General features: G+C 57.1%; 18 protein-coding genes. 4 read left to right on the plus strand and 14 right to left on the minus strand.

Annotated features, from left to right (window positions below):
• Window positions 1-129: 129 nt before the first annotated feature.
• From ACLPGZ_RS04140 to ACLPGZ_RS04165, 6 genes are all read right to left on the minus strand, one after another.
• The gene (locus ACLPGZ_RS04140) at window positions 130-1131 is read right to left on the minus strand and encodes a cytochrome-c peroxidase (protein WP_374697812.1); all 1002 of its coding nucleotides are present in this window, start codon (window positions 1129-1131) and stop codon (window positions 130-132) included.
• Between the two features lie 275 nt (window positions 1132-1406).
• Complete coding sequence (locus ACLPGZ_RS04145; RefSeq protein WP_009462239.1) at window positions 1407-2111, minus strand: ABC transporter ATP-binding protein; 705 nt, start codon at window positions 2109-2111, stop codon at window positions 1407-1409.
• Entirely contained in the window at window positions 2104-2925 is an 822-nt protein-coding gene (locus tag ACLPGZ_RS04150; RefSeq protein ID WP_009462241.1) for an ABC transporter ATP-binding protein, read from the minus strand. The genes ACLPGZ_RS04145 and ACLPGZ_RS04150 overlap by 8 nt, the downstream gene beginning before the upstream one ends.
• Window positions 2922-3884 (minus strand): branched-chain amino acid ABC transporter permease, encoded by a 963-nt coding sequence (locus ACLPGZ_RS04155; RefSeq protein WP_009462243.1) that lies wholly within the window; start codon window positions 3882-3884, stop codon window positions 2922-2924. The genes ACLPGZ_RS04150 and ACLPGZ_RS04155 overlap by 4 nt, the downstream gene beginning before the upstream one ends.
• 3 nt (window positions 3885-3887) lie before the next feature.
• Window positions 3888-4808: a branched-chain amino acid ABC transporter permease gene (locus tag ACLPGZ_RS04160; RefSeq protein WP_022983237.1), complete on the minus strand. Its 921-nt coding sequence runs from the start codon at window positions 4806-4808 to the stop codon at window positions 3888-3890.
• A gap of 20 nt (window positions 4809-4828) precedes the next feature.
• Window positions 4829-5998, minus strand: coding sequence for an ABC transporter substrate-binding protein (locus ACLPGZ_RS04165; RefSeq protein WP_009462245.1), 1170 nt, complete (start codon window positions 5996-5998; stop codon window positions 4829-4831).
• 325 nt (window positions 5999-6323) lie between these two features.
• Here ACLPGZ_RS04165 and ACLPGZ_RS04170 point away from each other — a divergent pair, with 325 nt between their 5' ends.
• The 4 genes from ACLPGZ_RS04170 (at window position 6324) to ACLPGZ_RS04185 (ending at window position 9191) form a co-directional block, all read left to right on the plus strand.
• On the plus strand, window positions 6324-6761 hold the full coding sequence (locus tag ACLPGZ_RS04170) for an Ivy family c-type lysozyme inhibitor (RefSeq protein ID WP_137430704.1): 438 nt from the start codon (window positions 6324-6326) through the stop codon (window positions 6759-6761).
• 74 nt (window positions 6762-6835) lie between these two features.
• The gene (locus ACLPGZ_RS04175) at window positions 6836-7030 is read left to right on the plus strand and encodes a heavy-metal-associated domain-containing protein (RefSeq protein ID WP_022983238.1); all 195 of its coding nucleotides are present in this window, start codon (window positions 6836-6838) and stop codon (window positions 7028-7030) included.
• 229 nt (window positions 7031-7259) lie between these two features.
• Window positions 7260-8324, plus strand: a complete 1065-nt coding sequence (gene ada, locus ACLPGZ_RS04180; RefSeq protein ID WP_060186297.1) for a bifunctional DNA-binding transcriptional regulator/O6-methylguanine-DNA methyltransferase Ada — start codon at window positions 7260-7262, stop codon at window positions 8322-8324.
• Window positions 8325-8441: 117 nt separating this feature from the next.
• Complete coding sequence (locus ACLPGZ_RS04185) at window positions 8442-9191, plus strand: SDR family oxidoreductase (protein ID WP_429640995.1); 750 nt, start codon at window positions 8442-8444, stop codon at window positions 9189-9191.
• Between the two features lie 64 nt (window positions 9192-9255).
• Here the strand turns inward: ACLPGZ_RS04185 and ACLPGZ_RS04190 are convergent, their stop codons facing one another.
• Genes ACLPGZ_RS04190 through ccmC form a run of 8 tightly spaced genes read right to left on the minus strand, consistent with a single transcriptional unit; the run spans window position 9256 to window position 15186 of the window.
• Entirely contained in the window at window positions 9256-9993 is a 738-nt protein-coding gene (locus ACLPGZ_RS04190; RefSeq protein ID WP_179136456.1) for a cytochrome c biogenesis CcdA family protein, read from the minus strand.
• 1 nt (window position 9994) lies between these two features.
• Window positions 9995-10870 carry a c-type cytochrome biogenesis protein CcmI gene (gene ccmI, locus ACLPGZ_RS04195; RefSeq protein WP_022983240.1) on the minus strand — a complete coding sequence of 292 codons (876 nt, stop codon included), beginning with the start codon at window positions 10868-10870 and terminating at the stop codon, window positions 9995-9997.
• Window positions 10867-11340 carry a cytochrome c-type biogenesis protein gene (locus ACLPGZ_RS04200; RefSeq protein WP_060186295.1) on the minus strand — a complete coding sequence of 158 codons (474 nt, stop codon included), beginning with the start codon at window positions 11338-11340 and terminating at the stop codon, window positions 10867-10869. Before ACLPGZ_RS04200 ends, ccmI begins: the two co-directional genes overlap by 4 nt.
• On the minus strand, window positions 11337-11867 hold the full coding sequence (locus tag ACLPGZ_RS04205) for a DsbE family thiol:disulfide interchange protein (RefSeq protein WP_009462261.1): 531 nt from the start codon (window positions 11865-11867) through the stop codon (window positions 11337-11339). Before ACLPGZ_RS04205 ends, ACLPGZ_RS04200 begins: the two co-directional genes overlap by 4 nt.
• Window positions 11864-13831 carry a heme lyase CcmF/NrfE family subunit gene (locus ACLPGZ_RS04210; protein WP_429640996.1) on the minus strand — a complete coding sequence of 656 codons (1968 nt, stop codon included), beginning with the start codon at window positions 13829-13831 and terminating at the stop codon, window positions 11864-11866. The genes ACLPGZ_RS04205 and ACLPGZ_RS04210 overlap by 4 nt, the downstream gene beginning before the upstream one ends.
• A complete protein-coding gene (ccmE, locus tag ACLPGZ_RS04215) occupies window positions 13828-14277 on the minus strand; it encodes a cytochrome c maturation protein CcmE (protein WP_022983242.1) in 450 nt (149 codons plus the stop codon). Before ccmE ends, ACLPGZ_RS04210 begins: the two co-directional genes overlap by 4 nt.
• Window positions 14270-14455, minus strand: a complete 186-nt coding sequence (gene ccmD, locus ACLPGZ_RS04220; protein WP_080655600.1) for a heme exporter protein CcmD — start codon at window positions 14453-14455, stop codon at window positions 14270-14272. Before ccmD ends, ccmE begins: the two co-directional genes overlap by 8 nt.
• Window positions 14455-15186: a heme ABC transporter permease CcmC gene (gene ccmC, locus ACLPGZ_RS04225; protein WP_083054157.1), complete on the minus strand. Its 732-nt coding sequence runs from the start codon at window positions 15184-15186 to the stop codon at window positions 14455-14457. Before ccmC ends, ccmD begins: the two co-directional genes overlap by 1 nt.

Consider the following 15186-nt stretch of genomic DNA (forward strand, 5'->3'; position numbering starts at 1 on the left):
CTTGAACGCCAAGCAAGGCCATGAATCCACAGCCAAATACAAAAACCCAGGCCAGGAAAATAAAAAATCCAGGACCTGGGTCACTTCAAGGCGGCCTAGCTCATGAAAAGCCGCCTGAATAGCCTGCTATCAAGAACCAAATGGCACCGGACGTGGTGTGTTGTCACGCGAAGGTGGCAGGATTGGCAGCACGATTTCAGGCTGTTTGCCCGTCAGCGTTTTCAGGAACGCGACGATCTGGGCATTTTCCTCTGCAGAGAAACTGCGACCCAACTGCAGACGACCCATTGTATCCACGGCTTCGGTCAAGGTATTGACGGCACCATCGTGGAAGTAGGGGTAGGTCAGCTCGACGTTACGCAAGGTAGGAACCTTGAAGTTGAAACGGTCGGCATCCTTACCCGTCACAGCTGCACGGCCTTCGGCCGGATTGGTGGTTTTGTAGGGTTCGATCAGACCCATTTTCTGGAAGGAGGTACCGCCCAGATTGGGACCGTTGTGGCAGGCCACGCAACCACTATTCTTGAACAGTTGATAGCCAGCCAGCTCCTGATCGGTAATGGCTTTCTTGTCACCCTTCAACCACAGGTCAAAGCGGGAATCGGGCGTCACCAAGGTTTCTTCAAAGGCAGCAATTGCGGAGGTGACTTCATCAATACCGAAGTCGGCCTTGCCAAAGACTTGCTTGAACTCGGCCTTGTACTCGGGGATGGAGCTCAGGAACTCCATGGCCAGCTCGTGTGTGAACGCCATTTCCTTGGGGTTGGCAATCGGGCCACCGGCCTGCTCTTTCAGGTCGCTGGCACGGCCGTCCCAGAACTGGGCCACGTTCAGGCTGGAGTTCAGGACGGTAGGCGAGTTGATGGGGCCTTCCTGCCAGCGATCCCCGATGGAGGTACGGATATTGTCCGTGCCACCCATGCTCAGGTTATGACAGGAGTTACAGGAGATGAAACCAGAACGGGACAGGCGAGGTTCAAACCACAGCTTCTTGCCCAGTTCAACGCGTGCCGGATCAGTGACAACTGCGGCGGGAATCGGCTGTACAGGCTCATTTTCCTGAGCTTGCGCGGCACTGCCGAGCAGTAGACCGGCGGCCAGAGCAGAGAGAGTGAACAGGCGTAATTTCATAACAACTTCCTTATGGGATGACAGAGCTTCCTGCCAGTGAGTGGTCCGGTTAGGACCCATAACCCTGCTGGCCTTATGGACATCGTAAGGAATGCCATTTCATTACACATTGATACATCGCAAGGAAATAATCTTTCCAGAGATGCTTAGGGAACTTTCAGAAGAAAGTGCAACTACTCCGCCACAATCCCCTATAGCGCCTTGACGAAACGCATAAAAAATGCCGCCTGCAATCCAGCAGGCGGCATCTTGGGATTGTTGCAGTTTGTGTTTTTTTACACGCCCAAATAGCGCGTCCACAAGGTGCGATCAGCCCCCAATGCTTCGGAGTTCCCCTGCCAGACCAATTTGCCACGTTCCAGAATGATGTGGTGATCCGACAAGGCCATCAGCCGCTCGACATATTTGTCGATCAGCAAGATGGTTTGCCCTTCTTCACGCAAGACGGCCAGACAGTTCCAGATTTCTTCACGCACCTTGGGCGCCAGTCCCTCGGAGGCTTCATCCAGAATCAGCAGCTTGGGGTTGGTGACCAGCGCACGGCCAATGGCCAGCATTTGCTGTTCACCGCCCGAGAGCTGGTTGCCCATATTGGACGCACGCTCACGCAAGCGCGGGAAAAAGTCATAGACACGCTCGGGCGTCCAGGTCTTGTTGGCTTTGGGGTTGCGGTTGCAGGCAAAGGCCGTCAGGTGCTCGGCCACGGTCAGGTTGGGAAAGCACTGACGCCCTTCGGGCACAATGGCAATCCCGGCACGGGCAATACGGTCCGGATTCCAGCCCGCAATGGACTGGCCGTCGAACTTCACATCGCCGCCGCGCACCGGCAACTGGCCCAGAATGGTTTTCAGCAAGGTGGTCTTGCCCATGCCATTACGGCCCAGCACAGTCACAACCTGCCCGCTACGAATGGACAGATCTACCCCGAACAGCACCTGGCTGGCGCCATAGCCGCTTTGTAATTGAGTCGTTTCAAGCATGGCTTTCCACCTTGGTTGGAACTGGCGTGTCGTCGTCGCCCAGATAAGCTTGACGCACAGCCTCGTTATCGCGGATTTCGGCAGCCGTGCCGGTAGCAATGATGTGCCCCGCCACCAGCACAGAAATCCGGTCAGCCAGACGGAAAACGGCTTCCATATCATGCTCGACCAGCAACATGGTGGCTTTGCCACGCATGGTTTCGATCAATTCAGTCAGGCGCAGCGTTTCGTCCGGCCCCATCCCAGCCATAGGCTCGTCCAGCAACAGAACTTGCGGACGGCTGGCCAAAGCCAGGGCGAACTCCACCTTGCGCTGCTCGCCATGCGGCAACACACCGGCCTGGGTATGCAGCAAGGACGCATCAATGGCACATTCGGCGGCCAAAGCACGGGCTTGCTCGTACAGCTCGGTTTCCGCCTGACGAGCACGCCAGAAGCGGAAGCTGCTGCCACTGCATGCCTGCAAAGCCAGCACCAGGTTATCCAGCACCGTGTAGTTCTTGAAGATGTTGGTGATCTGGAACGAACGTGCCAGACCGGCAGCCACACGCTGGTGACCCGACAAGGAAGTCACATCCCGGCCACCCAGCAAGAGCTGGCCCGAATCCGGGGTCAAGGTGCCCGACAGCAAATGAATCAGGGTCGATTTACCAGCCCCGTTCGGGCCGATCAAACCATGAATTTCACCAGGCACCAGGTCCAGGGACACATCATTGGTAGCCTGCAAAGCACCAAAGCGCTTCATCAGACCACGGGCTTGCAAAGCGGCCGAGCCGCTGCCCGCCTTGGAGGCGGTTGCTATCGTGTTCGTCATGCTTGCTCCTTGGCGGTAGTAGCGGGATCAGCGGCCGAGCGGACACGCACCAGTCCGGCCAGCCCCTTGGGTGCAAAAAACACCACCAGCAGCAACAAGATACCCAAAGGCATGTGCCAGTACTCGGTCCAGTTGCGCAGCAACTCTTCCAGCACCAACATCACGAACGCACCCAGAGCACCGCCATACAGCAAGCCAATACCCCCCACCAGCACCATGATGATCAGGTCAGCCGACTGGGTCCAGTTCATCAGGCTAGGCGAGACAAACAGGTTGTGGTTGGCCAGCAAGGCTCCGGCCAGACCCATGATGGCTCCGCTCAAGGTGTAAGCCGTCAGGCGAATGCGGTAGACGGGGTAACCCAAGGTTGTCATGCGGCTTTCGTTTTCACGCGTGCCCATCAAGGCCTGCCCGAAACGGGCTTTAACCAGACGATTGAACAGGAACAGCACCGCCACCAGAATAGCCAGAACCAGGTAGTAAAAGCTCAGCTCATTGCTCAGATCAATCCCGGGCAAGGATGAATGGCTGTACATGTTCAGGCCGTCCTCGCCACCGTACTGGCGCAAGGAAATGAACAGATAAAAGATCATCTGGGCAAACGCCAGCGTGATCATGATGAAGTACACACCACGAGTACGCAGCGACACGGCACCGGTCAGGAAAGCCAGCAAGCCGGAGATCACCATGGCGGCAGGCCAGGCAATCAGGCCACTTTGCACGCCTTCGGTAGCCAGGATACCCACGGTGTAGGCCCCTGCCCCAAAAAACGCGGCATGGCCCAGGGCCACCATCCCGCCATAACCCAGCACCAGATTCAAGGCACTGGCAGCCAGGGCATAGATGAAGATACGGCGTACAAACGAAATGTAGAACTCAAGTCCGTACATCGGTGCAATCAAGGGGAAAGCCAATAAGGCCACCAGCACCAGGGCGGAAAAAATACGCGAAGTAGACATACATTAACCTCGCGCCGGGAACAGGCCCGAAGGACGGAAAACAAGAACAACAGCCATCAGGACATAGATCGAAATGGCGGCAATCGTAGGACCGACGCTGGAAGCCACATCTGCCGGGAAAACGTTACGCAGCAACATGGGCAGGAATGCACGGCCAGCGGTATCAACCATACCCACCAGCAAGGCACCTACAAACGCGCCACGAATCGAACCAATCCCGCCAATCACGATGCAGACCAGAACCAGGATCAGAATGTCCTCGCCCATACCGATCTGAACCGCGGTAATCGGACCCAACAAGGCACCAGCCAGCGCAGCCAGAGCGGCTCCCAGAGTGAACACACCCAGGAACAGGATGGGAACGCGTACCCCCATCAGGGTGGCCATTTGTCGGTTGGAGGCACCTGCTCGCACCAGCACCCCAGCTCGTGTTTTGGTCACGAAGGCATACAGGGCCAGCGCCATCACCAGACCGACCGCAATAATCATCAGACGGAAGGCGGGATAGAGAAAGTCAGGCAAGAGTTCTACCGGCCCGGACAACAAGGCAGGCATATTCAACATAACGGGGGTTGGGCCCCAAATCATTTTGACCACATCATTGGCGATCAAAATAACGGCGTAGGTTCCCAGTACCTGAGCCAGGTGATCACGAGTGACCAGCTTGCGCAGAATGAGAATTTCCAAGGCAATACCGACCAGGGCTGTCACCGCCACCGCCACCACAATGGCGGCGGTAAAAGACCCTGTACGCTGCATGGTTTCCGCGGCCACATAGGCTCCCGCCATATAGAGGGAGCCGTGGGCCAGGTTCATGATATCCATAATGCCGAAGACCAAAGTCAGGCCCGCGGCAATCAGAAACAACATCAAACCAAACTGCAAACCATTCAGCAATTGCTCGCTAATCAGAATAAGCGACATGCTTTTACCACCTGTGAATCTTAATTAAGTTTGCATTCTTTGGCGTAGACGTCCTGGTAGGAGTCAAACACCTTGCTGACCATACGGTTCACAAGACGTCCGTCCTGATCCTTGACCACTTCACGCAAGTAATAAGCCTGCACGGGGAAGTTGTTGTTGCCGTAGGTAAATGGGCCGCGAACCGAGTTGTAGTCGGCGGCTTTCAGTGCCTTGAGCACCGCTTCGCGGTCGGACACCTTGCCATCAACCTGTTTGACGGCGGCGTCGATAGCCAGAATCACGTCATAGGCCTGAGCAGCGTAAACCGATGGATAGCGGCCGTCGTAGGCTTTGCGGAACTCTTCCACAAAGGTCTTGTTGGCAGGAACATCCAGGTCAGGCGACCACTGAGCCGTGTTCAACATGCCCAGGATAGGCTCGCCCACGGCGGGGATGATGTCCTCGTCACCCGAGAAGGCTGGGCCCAGCAACACCACATCTTTATTCAGGCCAGCGGCCACGAACTGTTTGATGAAGTTGATGCCCATGGCGCCGGGCAGGAAGAAGAACACGGCCTGGGGCTTGGCCGCACGGATCTGTGCCAGTTCAGCCGAGTAGTCAATCTGGCCCAGCTTGGTGTAGAGCTCGTCGTTGACGGGTTTGCCGTAACCACGCTTGAAGCCGTTCAGGTGATCCTTGCCGGCTGGATAATCAGGGGCAATGATGAACATTTTTTCGTAGTTGCGATCCGCAGCCACTTTACCGGCGGCCTCGTCAAAGGCATCGTTCTGGTAGGACACGCCAAAGAAGTACGGATTACAACCGGCACCGGCCAATTGGCTAGGACCCGGATTGCTGGTCAGGTAGGGCACTTTGGCCGAGAACAGAGCGGGAGCCACTGCCAGGGCTACGTTGGAACCCACGGGGCCGGTAAAGAAGTCGATCTTGTCGCGCTGCACGAAGCGATTGACCAATTGGCGGGCCTGGTCGGGATTACCGGCCATATCTTGTTGAATGAACTCGGCCGGGAAACCGCCCAGCTTGCCGTCCAGTTGTTTGATGGCCAGATTAAAGCCATCACGAACTTCACCACCAACGGCAGCGAACGGACCGGATGTGTCCATTGCCATCCCCACTTTGATGGTATCGGCATGAGCCAAAGAACCGCCAAAAGCCGCCGCCAGAGCTACGGTCAATGCAATACGTTTCATGTTATCTCCTTGCGCCACCGCGCTTATAGGCTGTCTTTAAATAAGATGCACAGCAGATCGAACTACAAATTCAACTATGCCAACCATTCATTTATAAATAGTTTAGTTATGAAACAATTTTGCTGGCAAGCTGTGGTTTTTACCTACACCCCTCAAATGCCCTGGTAATTCGACAGGAAACAAAGCCCCGTGCCAATCCCATGGACGGATAAGCACTATAACGACTGTAGGGATAGCCGTTTATGCAGGTTTTCCTTGATTTTGTTAACAATCCCGCACTAAGCGCGCTGCTAAACTGAAGGCTCGCCTCATTATTGGAGATCCCATGCGTATTTCCCATTCTCTGTGCCGCCTTGTCCTTGGCAGCGCCCTGCTCGTTCCTTTCCTGAGCAATGCACAGTCCTCGGAATCCGTTTATCTGGCTGACCTGGCCAAGTCCAACAAGCAAGTGGCCCAGCAGTATCAGAGCCTGATGCAGGACGTCGCCAAAAACGCCAGCTGGGTTAAAGATTTCGGTACGGCTTCGCCGGGCGAAACCGTGTCTCTGGATGGCCGCGACTACCAGGTTTTCCAGGGCTGCAAACCCCATGACTGCACCAGCTCCAGCTACGTAGTGCTACTGGACACCCAAAAGCAGACCATCTCCTACGGTGCTTTTGTGGAAAACAAGGAATCAGGCCCAGGTTTAGCCAGCAGCCAGATTCAATGGCTGGGCAATCCCGAGTTTGATCAGATCCGCCTGATGTCACCGGCCCTGTTTTAAAAAAAACAGCACTTGACCTTGCCCCCGTGGCAAGCCTTAAGCTGACTCCATTGTTTTTATCAAAGGAGTCAGCTATGTCCACCTTCTCCGTACCCGACATGACCTGCGGCCACTGTGTACGCAGCATCACTGAAGCCATTCAGGCTGTCGCCCCTCAAGCCACCGTCAGCACGGATCTGGAAAAACACCAGGTTACCGTTCAAGGTCTGGATGGCGCACAAGCCCTGAAAGTGATTGAAGAAGCGGGTTACACCCCCAGCGCCCTGTAAGCACGACGCGCCTTTCACGGTGCCAGCGCTTCAGAGCCAATAAAAAGGCCGGTTGATACCGGCCTTTTTTCATACTGCTTCGTTTAGCACGCACATACCGTCAACAACTGACAGGCTCTTGTGTGGTGTCAGCCGGGTCTGTCAATATTGACCGCAAGAATCGGAGTGCTTGCGATGAAAGACCCGCGTATTCTGGCTTCGTAATTGATGATGTCAGGATCCCTGCCCTATGACTACGAACCCTGCTTACAAAACCGACGATCAGCGCTGGGCGGCTGTGCAGGCACGAGACCCCGCTGCCGATGGCCAGTTCGTCTATGCGGTGCGTACCACAGGCGTGTACTGCCAACCCAGCTCAACAACACGGTTGCCCAAGCGCGAGAATGTCGAATTTTTCGATTCGCCCCAGAGCGCTGAAGCGGCAGGCTATCGTTATAGCCGTAGGGCCCATGGCTCTCAAACCAGCGCCGCAGCCGAGCGGGCCGCCATCGTGGCTCGTGCCTGCCGCCTGATCGAAACTTCGGAGACGCCGCCATCGCTGGACACGCTGGCAGCCGCGGTGGGCAAAAGCCCCTTCCATTTTCATCGGCTGTTCAAAGCCGAAACAGGTTTGACGCCCAAGGCATACAGCTCGGCCTATCGTGCTCGCAGACTGCGCGAGGAACTGAGTAGTCCGGACACGTCCATCACCAATGCGATCTACGACAGCGGATTCAACTCCAACAGCCGATTCTACGAAGCCTCTGAACAGTTGTTAGGCATGCGTGCACGGGACTACCGGGCTGGAGGGGCCGGTGCTGTCATCCGTTTCGCTGTAGGTCAGTGCTCTCTAGGAGCGATTCTGGTAGCCCAAAGCCAACGCGGCATCTGCGCCATCTTGCTGGGCGACGATCCCGATCAACTGGTTCGTGACCTGCAAGATCAGTTTCCCAAAGCCGAAATCATCGGCTGCGACGGCGACTTCGAGCAATTGATCGCTCAAGTCGTGGGCTTCATCGAAACGCCCTCTATTGGCTTGCACCTGCCAGTGGATGTACAAGGAACGGCCTTCCAGGAACGAGTCTGGCGCGCGCTCTGTGAGATCCCGCCAGGCGTCACCGTCAGCTACACCGACATTGCCGAACGCATAGGCTCGCCCAAAGCTGTGCGTGCCGTGGCCCAGGCTTGCGCCAACAACCACATTGCCGTGGCCATCCCATGCCACCGCGTCGTACGACGCGATGGCGATCTGGCCGGTTACCGCTGGGGGATAGACCGAAAACGTGAACTGCTACGCCGCGAAGTACAAGACTGATAGTCGGCTGCCTGCCCAATCATCAAGAACGAGTTTTGAAGGCAAGAAACGGAGTTCCCCGTCAGGCCAGGACACATACGATGTGAGCTCCCAATAGAAATACAGGAGATTTCACTCATGGCTTTGCTTGATGGAAAGGTTGCCCTTGTTACCGGCGCATCCTCTGGTATTGGACGCGCCATCGCATTGATGTTTGCTGAGCAGGGAGCGGCACTTGTTCTTACGGCAAGGCGTGGCGCATTGCTTGAGGCCGTCGCCAAGGAGATCCGGCAGTCTGGCGGCCGTGCCGAGTTTGTGACGGGGGACATTACGCAGGCTGAAACCCATGAGCAACTGATCGAAGCCGCGACCAGCAGATTCGGTGGGCTGGATATTGCGATCAATAACGCCGGTATTGTCGGTGCCCTCAAGCCGCTGGCCGAGATGACACTGGAAGAATGGCAAGCAACACTGAATACCAATCTTGAGGCAGCCTTTCTGGGTGCCCGTAGCCAGATTCCGGCCATGCTCCATCGCGGAGGCGGCTCGATTGTTTTCACATCGAGCTTTGTAGGTACCAGTGTCGGCCTGCCCGGGATGAGCGCTTATGGTGCCGCCAAAGCGGCACTCATGGGACTGGTCAAAGGCATCACGGCGGACTATGCGGCGCAAGGAATACGAGCTAACGCTCTATTGCCTGGCGGAACTGACACAGACATTGCCGGGGATCAGAGCTCCAAGGATTGGGCGGCGGGGCTGCACGCCATGAAGCGAATCGCCCAACCTGAAGAAATTGCGTCCGCAGCGCTCTTTCTGGCCAGCCCCATGTCCAGTTTTGTGACCGGCTCCGCCTTGTTCGCGGATGGAGGCAATGCGGCCGTGAAGTGACAATGCGGTGCTTCCTGATAGCTGATGAAGCACCACACTGATAACAGGCAAATGCTGAAGCTTGTTAGCCCAGTTGCCCTAACACCGGGAAGGTCTTGAGCACCCAGATAGCAAACCGCGCCAGCTCGCCGGTTGCCATGGCCCAGCCCATCACAATCAGCACCAGACCCGCCCCCCAGCGCACATAGCGCCCGATCTTCCTGATCTGGGTCATGCGCTGCAAGAAGGGGGTCAGGAAGCAGGCGGCCAGGATGAAAGGTACACCCAGACCCAAAGCGTAGACGGACAACAGGATACTGGCCTTGCCCGCACTGGCCGTGCTGGCTCCCATCATCAAAATGCCCGCCAGAATCGGGCCGATGCAGGGAGTCCAGCCAAAGCCGAACGCCAGCCCCATTACCGTTGCCCCGCCAGGGCCTGCCGCTTTGCCGGATTCAAAGCGATAGTAACGTTGCAGACTCAAGGGCATGCGCAGCACCCCCATCACACTCAAACCCGCTAAAGCCACCATGACACCTGCCGCCACATTCAACTCGTAGCGATAGGCCATCAACAGCTGGCCAAGGTAAGAGAGACTGGCTCCCAAGGCGATAAAAACCAGTGAAAAGCCAGCCACAAAGCAAACGCTGCGACCCAGTAGCTGGCTGCGCTTGACCTGCGTATACACCTGCCCGTCCCCGGCCAGATAAGACAAATAACCGGGAACCAAGGGCAAGACGCAGGGGGACAGAAACGAAGCCATCCCCGCCAGAAATGCCGTTATCAGGGCGATCAGGCCCAAATCCAAAGACACTATTTCCATATCAAGGGGCCGTGGCAGGTTCCGCTGCAGGGGCGGCCGGCATACGCATACGTTCGCGCGCCAGTTGCAAGCCCTGGTTCACGACCTTGGCAGTTTCCGAATCAGGTGGAAACTGCGCCAGCAAACGCTGCCAGTAGTCGATCGCCGCCGGATACTCCTCTTTATGCAAAGCGGCAGCGCCGGCCAGCATCAAGCCCAATGGCTCTTCGGGATACAGCTCCAGCGATCGCTTGACCAAACGACCCGGCAAACCGTCCAAGGTATCGACACCGGCCAGCAGCATGGATTCCGCATACTCAGCCAATGCCGTCGGGTCTCCATCCACCACGGCCATGGCCTTGGCATACGCCTGTGTCGCTTCCTGATGGCGGCCGTAATAGCGATGCGAACGGGCCATCATCAACCAGGCGCCCGGATCGTCCGGGTTTTCTTTCAGACGCTGCTCCAGACGGGCCACCATGGCCTCAATATCCACGGGCTGTGCGTTGGCCTGCTGCTGCACGGCGGCAGGATCGAGCATGGCCGGATTTCCCAGATAAAAGTACAAGGCGATAGCCGCGACCGGAATGCTGACCATCAAGGTCCAGGCCAGCTTCGGTGCGCCTGCTTGCTGCACAGATTCCGTTTTCAGCCCTTCGTTTTCTTCCAGCACACGCTGGCGCAAATCCATCTGCGCCTGTTCGAAGTCCTGAGCAGACAGGACACCGGCCTGCTTGTCCCGTTCGATTTCCTTGAGCTGCTCACGCAGAATCGCCAGATTGGCCTGCTTGTGTTCAACCACACGCTGCACGGCGGGCTTGCGCTTGACGCTCAACATCAAATACACCGCGCACAGCAGCACCAGTAGCGCGGCCACAATATAAAAAACAATAGTCACGATTGTTCATCCCGAGAAGAGCCCTGCAAGAGAGCATCGGCTTGACGACGTTGTTCCTCGGTCAAGGCCGTGTCATTACCCGCGCGGCGTCGACGGCGCAGGGTAAAGGCATAAACCAGAAAGCCAGTCAGCAATAACAGAGCTGGCCCGAACCAGAGCAGCAAGGTGGTGGATTTAAAGGGCGGGCGATACAAAATGAAGTCGCCATAGCGATCCACCATATACGTGCGGATCTGATCGGGGCTACGCCCCTGCCCCAACTGCTCCATGATCTGCTGACGCAAGTCCACGGCCAGCTCGGCACGCGATGCCGCAATGGATTCGTTCTGGCACACCAGACAACGCAGCTCGGCCGCAATTTCCAGCATCACCGATTCCTGGGCACCCTGCTCCCCCGACTGGGCCTGCGCCGCCGGCACCAGAAACCACACACTGGCCATCAAGGCCACCATCCATTGACGCATCATCATGGCTGCTGCTCCAAACGACGGATCAAAGGCAACAAGGTTTCCTCCATGGATTCACGCGACACGGGGCCTATGTGCTTGAAGCGCACAATGCCCTGCTTGTCGATCACGAAGGTTTCCGGCACACCGTATACGCCGAAATCAATGCCCACACGACCGTCCCTGTCCATGACAGAGACTTCATAAGAATTGCCATTGCGTAGCAGCCACTCGCGGCTTTCTTCAGGTACGTCCTTGTAGTTCAAGCCCACAATCGGCACCTTGTGCTTGGTGGACAGCTCTTTGATGAAAGCATGTTCGGTCAGGCACGGGTAACACCACGAGGCCCACACGTTCAGCAACCAGACGCGTCCCTTCATTTGCTCCCCCGAAAAACTGGCTTCGGGATTGTGCAATTGAGGCAGGCTGAACGCCGGAGCCGGTTTATCGACCAAGGGCGAAGGCACTTCGCTGGGCTTCAAGGTCAAACCTATGCCCAGAAATACCAGCAACAGTACAAAACCGATCAAGGGAACAGTGAAACGGTTCATGCCTGCACCTGCGTATTCATGGCTTTGTTTTGCACAGCGGCGCGGGTTTGCTTGGCGCGATAGCGTCGATCACTGATTGCCAGAGCACCGCCCAAGGCCATCAGCAAACAACCCAGCCAGATAAAGTCCACCAGAGGCTTGTAGTACAGACGAACACTCCAACCGCCCTGATCAAAGTTGTCGCCCAGCGCCACGTAAATATGACGCAAACCATTGGCGTTGATGGCCGATTCCGTCATGGGCAAGGCCGAGGACAGATAGGTGCGCTTTTCCGGATACAAGGTGGACACCACCTTGCCATCCTGCAGCAGTTCTACCGTGCCGCGTTCGGCCGAATAGTTCGGGCCGGGCACAATACGCACGCCCTGGAAGCGCGCGTCATACGCGCCCACCTGCGCCGTCTGACCGGGCTGCAACAAGACATCGGTTTCTGTCTCGTAGTGGCTGACCATGGTCACCCCCAGGACAAAGACAGCGACCCCGATGTGGGCCAAGTGCTGACCCAGCCAACTGCGTGATTGCGAGAACACGCCGGACCGCGTGGCGCGCACACGCTTGACCACATCAAACAAGCTGCCCAAAACAATCCACATGGCCAGACCCGCGCCCAAGGCGGCAGTGCCCTGCCACTGGCCGTACAGCAAAGGAATGGCTGCACCCAGCACGATACTGAACAGGATCACCAGGGCCAGTTGGCGCACCATATCCATCATGCTGGCACGCTTCCAATTCGCCATGACGCCAAACACGATCAGAACCAGAGCCGGGATCATCAAAGGCACAAACACCTTGTTGAAATAAGGTGGCCCCACGGAGATTTTGCCCAGGCCCAGCGTATCCATAATCAGGGGATACAAGGTCCCCAACAGCACCGTGCCCGTCACCACTACCAGCAAAACGTTGTTGACCAGCAGCAAGGACTCACGCGACACCACGGCAAACTGCCCACCTGCTCCGACACGCGGTGCGCGCCAGGCAAACAGGATCAGGGAGCTGCCCACAATGACGGCGAACAGACTCAGAATGAACACACCTCGGGCCGGATCTGTAGCAAACGCGTGTACTGAGGTCAGCACGCCGGAGCGCACCAGGAAAGCGCCCAAAATGGACAGCGAGAAGGTGCTGATTGCCAGCAACACGGTCCAGTTCTTGAAGCTGCCACGTTTCTCCGTGACCGCCAACGAGTGAATCAGGGCAGTACCCGCCAACCAGGGCACAAAGGAGGAGTTCTCTACCGGGTCCCAGAACCACCAGCCGCCCCAACCCAGCTCGTAATAGGCCCACCAGCTACCTACGGCAATACCCAAGGTCAGAAACAGCCAGGCCGAAGTTGTCCAGGGACGTGACCAACGCGCCCAACTGGCGTCCAGACGGCCTGCCAGCAAAGCGGCAATCGCGAAAGCAAAGGCCACCGAAAAGCCCACATAGCCCATATACAGCAAGGGAGGGTGAACAATCAGGCCAATATCCTGCAAGAGCGTATTCAGATCCAGACCTTCGGCCGGAACCGGGAACATGCGCTCAAAGGGGTTGGAGCTAACCAACACAAACAGCAGAAAACCGGCGGTAATCAGACCCAAGACGCCAAGCACACGGGCCAGCATGGCTTCCGGCAAGGAACGCGAATAAATGCTGACAGCAAAGGCCCAACCCGTTTGCATGAACATCCAGAGCAGCAGCGAGCCCTCATGCCCGCCCCACACTGCAGCAATGCGGTAGAACAAAGGCAGTTTGGTGCTGGAGTTCTGCGCCACGTAGGCAACAGAGAAATCAAAGCTCACAAAGGACCAGGCCAGACACAGCAAGCTGAAGGCCACCAAACCGAATTGCCAGCGGGCTGCGGGACGTGCAAAAGCCATCCAGGCCAAATTGCCACGCCAGGCACCATACAAGGACACAATGCCTTGGGCCAGCGCCAGTACAAAAGTCAGAATCAGGGCAAAGTGTCCAAGCTCCGGGATCATGGCTGGGCTCCTTGTTTCGCGCGCTCGGCCTGCTCCATGGCATGCATGGCCTCGGGCGGCATGTAGTTTTCATCGTGCTTGGCCAGCACTTCTTCCGCCACAAAATGGCCCTGCTCGTTCAAGCGACCTTGAGCCACCACGCCTTTCCCCTCTTGAAACAGGTCCGGCAAAATTCCCGTATAGCTGACAGGCACCTGGGCCGCGCCGTCTGTCACCACAAAGTTCACGGCCATGCCTTGGGCGCCACCACGGCGAATGCTGTCCATCTGCACAATGCCACCCACCCGGAAGGTCCGGTTTTCAGGGCTTTGCCCCTGGCTGACTTCAGTAGGGGTAAAAAAGAACACCAGGCTGCTTTGGAAGGCATTGAGGATCAGGGCGGTTGCCGCCCCCAGCACGATCAATGCGCCCAGAATCAGGACCAGACGATTTTGTCGCTTAGTCATGGCGCTGGTCCCCCAGGGCGCGCTCGTCACGTACCCGCTGCCAGGCCCGTGCCCGCCCTGCCCGGACGCTGAGCACTTCACCCAGCATCAACACGGTACAGGCCAGCACCGAGCCCCACACATACACGGCATAGCCGCCCATAGCGAAAAAATCGCCCACACTCGACCAATGCATCATCAGCCCTCCGTCAAGTTGCGAACCCAGGCGGTATGCGCCTCACGTTCAAGAATCAAATTGCGCACCCGGTACAGTGCGATGGCAATGCTGTAGCACCACATGGCCAGACTCATCAGCAACATGCCTGTCAGCATGACGGTGGCCATGGATGGCGAGCTGGTCAGCGATACCGAAGCCCCCTGATGCAAGGTGTTCCACCACTGCACCGAGAAATAGATAACGGGCACATTCACCACCCCGACCAAGGCCAGGATGGAAGCGGCTTTGTCTGCGCGGCGCGGGTCGTCGATGGCACCACGCAAGCCCATGAAACCCATGTACAAGAACAGCAGCAACAATTCGGAAGTCAGACGGGCATCCCAGACCCACCAGGCGCCCCACATAGGCTTGCCCCACAGGGCTCCGGTGACCAGGGACAAGACCGTACAGATCGCCCCGGTCGGGGCCAGCGCGGCTGCCATCATGGCGGCGGTACGACTATTGAAAACCAGGCAGATCAAGGACCAGAAGCCCATGGCCAGATAGATCAGCATGGACATCCAGGACACGGGCACATGCAGGAAAATGATGCGGTAGCCTTCGCCTTGCTGGGCATCAGTCGGGGCCAAAAAGAAGCCTACATAAGCGCCGACCAGAAACAGCAGAAAGGCCAGGATGGCAGCCCAAGGGATAATGCGTCCGGCCAGAACATAGAAGTTTTGAGGAGCGGCGTAGCGATACAGAAAGTTCAT

The sequence above is a fragment of the Alcaligenes sp. Me129 genome, from assembly GCF_050487245.1.
GTDB lineage: Bacteria > Pseudomonadota > Gammaproteobacteria > Burkholderiales > Burkholderiaceae_B > Alcaligenes > Alcaligenes phenolicus.

Bases quoted from the DNA above. Each gene is read 5' to 3' on its own strand.
- ACLPGZ_RS04140 (WP_374697812.1), bottom strand. From the start codon at position 1,131: ATGAAATTACGCCTGTTCACTCTCTCTGCTCTGGCCGCCGGTCTACTG.
- ACLPGZ_RS04145 (WP_009462239.1), bottom strand. From the start codon at position 2,111: ATGCTTGAAACGACTCAATTACAAAGCGGCTATGGCGCCAGCCAGGTG.
- ACLPGZ_RS04150 (WP_009462241.1), bottom strand. From the start codon at position 2,925: ATGACGAACACGATAGCAACCGCCTCCAAGGCGGGCAGCGGCTCGGCC.
- ACLPGZ_RS04155 (WP_009462243.1), bottom strand. From the start codon at position 3,884: ATGTCTACTTCGCGTATTTTTTCCGCCCTGGTGCTGGTGGCCTTATTG.
- ACLPGZ_RS04160 (WP_022983237.1), bottom strand. From the start codon at position 4,808: ATGTCGCTTATTCTGATTAGCGAGCAATTGCTGAATGGTTTGCAGTTT.
- ACLPGZ_RS04165 (WP_009462245.1), bottom strand. From the start codon at position 5,998: ATGAAACGTATTGCATTGACCGTAGCTCTGGCGGCGGCTTTTGGCGGT.
- ACLPGZ_RS04170 (WP_137430704.1), top strand. From the start codon at position 6,324: ATGCGTATTTCCCATTCTCTGTGCCGCCTTGTCCTTGGCAGCGCCCTG.
- ACLPGZ_RS04175 (WP_022983238.1), top strand. From the start codon at position 6,836: ATGTCCACCTTCTCCGTACCCGACATGACCTGCGGCCACTGTGTACGC.
- ada (WP_060186297.1), top strand. From the start codon at position 7,260: ATGACTACGAACCCTGCTTACAAAACCGACGATCAGCGCTGGGCGGCT.
- ACLPGZ_RS04185 (WP_429640995.1), top strand. From the start codon at position 8,442: ATGGCTTTGCTTGATGGAAAGGTTGCCCTTGTTACCGGCGCATCCTCT.
- ACLPGZ_RS04190 (WP_179136456.1), bottom strand. From the start codon at position 9,993: ATGGAAATAGTGTCTTTGGATTTGGGCCTGATCGCCCTGATAACGGCA.
- ACLPGZ_RS04200 (WP_060186295.1), bottom strand. From the start codon at position 11,340: ATGATGATGCGTCAATGGATGGTGGCCTTGATGGCCAGTGTGTGGTTT.
- ACLPGZ_RS04205 (WP_009462261.1), bottom strand. From the start codon at position 11,867: ATGAACCGTTTCACTGTTCCCTTGATCGGTTTTGTACTGTTGCTGGTA.
- ACLPGZ_RS04210 (WP_429640996.1), bottom strand. From the start codon at position 13,831: ATGATCCCGGAGCTTGGACACTTTGCCCTGATTCTGACTTTTGTACTG.
- ccmE (WP_022983242.1), bottom strand. From the start codon at position 14,277: ATGACTAAGCGACAAAATCGTCTGGTCCTGATTCTGGGCGCATTGATC.
- ccmD (WP_080655600.1), bottom strand. From the start codon at position 14,455: ATGATGCATTGGTCGAGTGTGGGCGATTTTTTCGCTATGGGCGGCTAT.
- ccmC (WP_083054157.1), bottom strand. From the start codon at position 15,186: ATGAACTTTCTGTATCGCTACGCCGCTCCTCAAAACTTCTATGTTCTG.